The organism is Bifidobacterium sp. POST2/T3 (B1), assembly GCF_058197115.1.
Map to the genome: position 1 here is coordinate 1 of NZ_JBVPQK010000189.1, position 5184 is coordinate 5184.

Below are 5184 nucleotides of genomic sequence, written 5' to 3' on the forward strand. Positions count from 1 at the left end.
AACGGGATCATCACGGCCGAGCACGTGACCAAGACCTACCAGTCTGACAAGGGCGCGGAGCTGACCGTCCTGGACAACATCGACTTCACCCTGCACGAGGGCGAGGTGGTGGCCATCCTGGGCCGTTCCGGCGCCGGCAAGTCCACCCTGCTACGCATCCTGGCCGGCCTGGTCCCGGCCAGCAAGGGCAGCGTCGAATACCGGGGCAAGCAGCTGGACGGACCCAACCCCGGCGTGGCCCTGGTCTTCCAGAGCTTCGCCCTGATGCCCTGGCTGACCGTCAAGGACAACGTCGAGCTGGGCCTGCAGGCCCGGGGCGTACCCAAGAGGGAGCGGGAGAAACTCTCCCTGGCTGCCATCGACGCCATCGGCCTGGACGGCTTCGAGAGCGCCTATCCCAAGGAGCTCTCCGGCGGCATGCGCCAGCGCGTGGGCATCGCCCGGGCCCTGGTCCTCAAGCCGGATGCCCTCTTCATGGACGAGCCCTTCTCGGCCCTGGACGTGCTGACAGCCGAGAATCTCCGCCAGGAGGTCCTCAAGGTCTGGTCCGAGGAGGCTGGCAGCGTCAAGTCGGTCCTGATCGTCACCCACAACATCGAGGAAGCCGTGGAGATGGCCGACCGGGTCCTGGTCCTGGACTCGCATCCCGGCCGGGTCATCGCCAACGTGCCCATCAATCTGGACAGGCCTCGGGACAAGCAGTCCGACCTCTTCCAGTCCTGCGTGGACTACCTCTACTCGATCCTGACCGGCCAGCGCGACAGCGAGGACATCCGCCGCCGTCTGCAGACCAAGGTGCGCAACCGTCAGGCCGTGCGGGACTCGGTGCGGGACGAGGACACCGCCGAACGCAACCTGCCCGACGCCACCCCCGGCGGCCTGGCCGGTCTGGCCGATGTCATGGTCAACCAGCCCAACGGCATGGACCTGGCCGACCTGGCCGCCAAACTCTCCTTCGAGGTGGACGACCTCTTCCCCCTGATCGACGCCGGACTCATGCTGGGCATCTTCCAGGCAGACAACGGGCACGTCAGGCTGACCGACCAGGGCCGTGCCTGGCACGACGCGGACATTCTGGAGAGCAAGGAGATGTTCTCACGGATGCTGATGGATCATGTTCCGCTGATCCGCATCATCGACCGGGCTCTGAAGAACAGCGACGACAAGAGCCTGCATGGCTCCCTGATCCTGGACCTGCTGCGTGCCCACCACTCGGATAAGGAGGCCGTCCAGCAGTTCGACACCGCCATCACCTGGGGTCGCTACGGCGAACTCTTCGACTACGATGCCGACGACGACCGGCTGACCCTGGACCCGGAGAACCACACCGAGTGAGCAGTCGCGGCAGCTAAGGCAGTTGTGGTCCCCTTGGACTCCTAGAATGAGCCTCGGGCGATGGAACCCGCCCGGGGCTTGGGCCCCGAACCGCAAACTGCTGATAGTTCCTGCACCATGATTCGACGACCCCGTCTGCGGGTTGGGTGCAGGTGCATGCCATTAAGCCCGATCCTGCAGACGCTGATCCGTCGGGAACCGAGCCTCCAATGACCAAACCCCCTACCGGACCTGATATGGCCACAGCCCTGGTGGTGATACTGGGCGGAGCACTAGGCACCAGCTGCCGGTACGCCCTGAGCCTGCTGCCGGGCCAGAGCAGCCCCCTGCATCCAGGAACGCTCCTGGCCAACCTGATCGCCTGCGCAGGTTACGCCCTGCTGACCGCCTTCCTGGCCGGACTGCCCAAAAACGCACATGCGCGCCGAAGGCAGCTGACCAACAAGGGCCTGGGCATGGGCCTGTGCGGAGGACTGTCAACCATGTCCACCCTCTCGCTGGAGCTGGTCCAAGACCTGTCGGGCGGTCAAGTCCAGGCAACCCTTGCCTACCTGCTGATCTCCTTCGCCGGAGGCCTGATGGTCTCCTGGGCCATGGCAGCACTGGGAGCGCGTCTGGCCGCACGCATCCGAGCAGGTGCGCAATGACCATTGCATTTACCGTGCTGATCTGCCTGTGCGGCGGCCTGGGGGCCGGGCTGCGCTACCTGCTGGATACTCTGGTCAAGGCCCGCTGGCAGGTGGACCTGCCCCTGTCGACCATGATTATCAACCTGCTGGCCGGATTGGCTGCAGGACTGGTGGCCGCCCTGGCCGCCTTCCACGGACTGCCTAACTGGGGACGGCTGCTGCTGGCCACAGGACTGCTGGGCGGCTTCTCCACCTTCTCGACGGCGGTCAACGAGGTGTTGGCCCTGGCCCGGCAGAGACGGCACCTGGCAGCCCTGGGCTACCTGGGGGCATCAATTCTTCTGCCGCCCACGCTGATGACCCTAGGTTTCATACTGGCCGGACCGGGCATGTAGCAGATCCAGCCAGCAATCAAGGCGTTCAAGAATCAGGCGCGAGCCGGCTCAGGACGACCCTGGGCGGAGTCGGCAGCAATCCCCAGCCGGTCATCATGCCGACGCCACCAGGCAGACAGCACCGAGCCGGAGATGTTGTGCCAGACGCTGAAGAAGGTGGAGGGGATGGCCACAATCGGGTCGGCAGCGAAGGCCTGCAGGGCCAGGGTCGCGCCAAGTCCGGAATCCTGCATACCCACCTCGAAGGTAATGGCCTTCTGCTGGGCGTAGCGGAACCCCTTGGGGTAAAGGCGGTACATGAGCCTGCTGAAGAGAAAGCCCAGCCCGTACCCGCACAGGTTGTGAAGCATGACCACCGGCAGTACCAGGGCGGTGGCGGCGGTGAAAAGCTTGGCATGGTTGACGGAGACGACCACGCCGATGATGACCAGGATGGCGATCTGCGAGACCGCCGGCAGGGCCACGGTCACCTTCTGCACCTTCTCCTTGAAGAGGGCGTGGACGAGCAGACCCAACGCAATGGGGATCAGCACCACTTCAAGTGCGGTCAGGAAGAGCTGCTTGGTGGGGATGGCCACATACTGGCTGGCCAGCAGGTTCATCAGCATGGGAATCATGAAGGGCGCACACAGGGTGGAAAGCAGGCCTATGGATACGTCCAGGGCAACGTCGCCACGCGACAGGTAGGACATGACGTTGGAGGAGGTTCCCGAGGGGCAGCAGCCCACCAGGATGACTCCCACGGCGATCATGCCGTCCAGGCGGAAGATGCGGCAGAGCAGCACCGCCAGCAGGGGCATGATCAGGTAATGAGCTATGGTGCCCACGATGACCATGAGCGGCATTTTGATGATACGCTTGAAATCGTCCAAGCTCAGGGTCAGCCCCATGCCGAAGAGAATAATGCTCAGGAAGTAGTTGGTGTAGCTGCGGGCCCAAATGCTAATCTGCGGGACAAAGAAGTTAATGGCGGCCCACGCTAGGACCACCAGGATGAACCACTTAGTCAACCAGTCACTGAACCGCTGCACCTTTTGCATGATTCCTGACCACTTCCTCTCGATAATTCTCTCTGTGGTAGGGGCAAAGTTAGGAAACCCAAGGCGTGTGCGCAGGTGAATGGTCACATTTTGGACGTGCTGAAGTTCACTTGACCAAAACGGGCGTGCCAGTGGGCACGAACTGCATGATCCATCGAGCGTCGGACACCGTCAGTCGGATGCAACCGTGGGAGCTGGGTCGGACGCCCAACAGGTCGGCTTCCTCCTTGATGTAGCTGCCGCTGGAATCAGTGGGAACCGAGTGGAAAAGGAAGACCCCGTGGTTCAAAAAACTGGTGTAGTAACGGGCGCCCATCCCCTCACTGGGATTGTAGAAGTGGTCGCCACGTTCGGCTTGGATGCGGAAGCTTCCCCTGGGCGTGGAGTCACCCATGCCCGACGAGGCATACATGGTGTAGAGCAGTTCGGACCCGTCGCGCACATAAACCCGCTGGTCCTGAAGGCTGACCTCCAGGGAGAGGCCAGGATGGGCTGCAGGATCCGGGTAATCGATCTGCTGCGAAGGCTTGAGCCAATCGACAGGTTGGATGGAGGTACCAGCAGGGTCTGTCTTCTGAACCCTTGCGGTTGATGAAGGGGAATTAGGTTTGCTGTGATGATGCACCTTGGGGAATCGTCTCGTAGAAACAGTGGATGCGCCAGAAGCGCTCGCACCCGCGGATCGTTCGGCATGAGCCGCATTCACCGGCTGGAACAGGTTGGCGATCATGACTGCCAGCAACAGCGTCAGCAAGGCAGTTGCAACTACCACAGGCGTGCGACGAACAGGGTCCAGCAGCCAACGGAGCAAGGCAAGCACACGCCGCTTAAGGCGTTTGCAATCCAATCCCCAGTCAGCCATGTCCTTCCCTTCGTCGCCATTGAACGAACCTGTATGCACAGTTCATTTTAGCGACAGAAGAAACCAGGACGGCCTCAGCCTTTCAGCACCTGCCTGGCCCAATCCTCCAGCAGGTCGCAAACCAAGGCGGTCTGCTCAATCTGCACATTGTGGCCGGCCCGGTCCAGCACCGAGTAGGAGGCCCGGGGGAAGCGGCAGGCCAGGTCAAACTGGTCCAGGTAGCCCACACGGTCGTCCTGGCGGCCGCAGACGAAGAGCACCGGGGCTATGAACCCGGACCAAACCTGGTCGAAGTCCAGATCCAGCTGGTAGTACTTCTCCATTCGAGCCACCGTATCGGCATCGGCCGAACGAATGCCGGGCATGATGGTGCGTTGGTAGGCTTCCAAGTGCCCCCGGGACTCCACCACAGCCATCTGCCGGTAGGCATGCCTGGTGAACTCGTCCGCGTCGGCCAGGCCCTGGTCGTCATGGACCAGCACCTGACGCGGGGGCAGGTGCCTGTGGGCGGTCACCGGGTCGACCACCGAGGAGAGCAGGGCCATCCCCCGGCAGCGGTCCAACCGCACGGCGGCGGCATGGCGGCTGAGTAGCCCACCCAGGGAGTTGCCCACTAGAGCGAAGGGGCCGCCTTCGCTGAAAATGTCCACCTGGTCATCCAGCCACCGTGCCAAACCGTCCAGGTCGAGGATGGACGGATCGGGTGGCGTGCGGCCAAAGCCGGGCTGGTCCAGGTAGATCCGCTCAAAGCCGCCCACCCGTTCGAAAACGGGGTCCAAGTCATCGAAGATGTGGTGATCCACACCCGACCCGTGCATAAAAATCAGCGGCAGCCCATGACCGCGGCGAATGGCGAACCCGGGCCTGGTGCTCACTTCTTGGCACCGGAGGGGATGCCGGTCTTGAACTCCACGATGTCGCCG

General features: G+C 63.0%; 6 protein-coding genes and 1 riboswitch. Of the genes, 3 read left to right on the forward strand and 3 right to left on the reverse strand.

Annotation, left to right across the window (positions count from 1 at the left end; all coding sequences use genetic code 11):
- The first annotated feature begins 6 nt into the window (after positions 1-6).
- The 3 genes from AC0AP0_RS08665 to AC0AP0_RS08675 all read left to right on the forward strand — a co-directional run bounded on the left by AC0AP0_RS08665 (position 7) and on the right by AC0AP0_RS08675 (position 2359).
- Positions 7-1335 (forward strand): ABC transporter ATP-binding protein, encoded by a 1329-nt coding sequence (locus AC0AP0_RS08665; protein WP_490430182.1) that lies wholly within the window; start codon positions 7-9, stop codon positions 1333-1335.
- 47 nt (positions 1336-1382) lie between these two features.
- Positions 1383-1455, forward strand: a riboswitch (Fluoride riboswitch).
- Between the two features lie 89 nt (positions 1456-1544).
- Entirely contained in the window at positions 1545-1982 is a 438-nt protein-coding gene (locus AC0AP0_RS08670) for a FluC/FEX family fluoride channel (RefSeq protein ID WP_490430177.1), read from the forward strand.
- Positions 1979-2359, forward strand: coding sequence for a fluoride efflux transporter FluC (locus tag AC0AP0_RS08675; RefSeq protein ID WP_490430178.1), 381 nt, complete (start codon positions 1979-1981; stop codon positions 2357-2359). Before AC0AP0_RS08670 ends, AC0AP0_RS08675 begins: the two co-directional genes overlap by 4 nt.
- 32 nt (positions 2360-2391) lie before the next feature.
- On the opposite strand, the gene AC0AP0_RS08680 is transcribed toward AC0AP0_RS08675, so the two are convergent.
- From AC0AP0_RS08680 to AC0AP0_RS08690, 3 genes are all read right to left on the reverse strand, one after another.
- Positions 2392-3399 (reverse strand): bile acid:sodium symporter family protein, encoded by a 1008-nt coding sequence (locus AC0AP0_RS08680; protein ID WP_490430179.1) that lies wholly within the window; start codon positions 3397-3399, stop codon positions 2392-2394.
- Between the two features lie 106 nt (positions 3400-3505).
- Positions 3506-4300 (reverse strand): L,D-transpeptidase, encoded by a 795-nt coding sequence (locus AC0AP0_RS08685; protein WP_490430180.1) that lies wholly within the window; start codon positions 4298-4300, stop codon positions 3506-3508.
- A gap of 35 nt (positions 4301-4335) precedes the next feature.
- Positions 4336-5184: alpha/beta fold hydrolase (locus tag AC0AP0_RS08690; RefSeq protein WP_490430181.1), on the reverse strand; the 849-nt coding region annotated here is incomplete at its 5' end.

Coding starts and splice junctions, on each gene's coding strand:
- AC0AP0_RS08670 (WP_490430177.1), top strand. CDS start 1,545: ATGACCAAACCCCCTACCGGACCTGATATGGCCACAGCCCTGGTGGTG.
- AC0AP0_RS08680 (WP_490430179.1), bottom strand. CDS start 3,399: ATGCAAAAGGTGCAGCGGTTCAGTGACTGGTTGACTAAGTGGTTCATC.
- AC0AP0_RS08675 (WP_490430178.1), top strand. CDS start 1,979: ATGACCATTGCATTTACCGTGCTGATCTGCCTGTGCGGCGGCCTGGGG.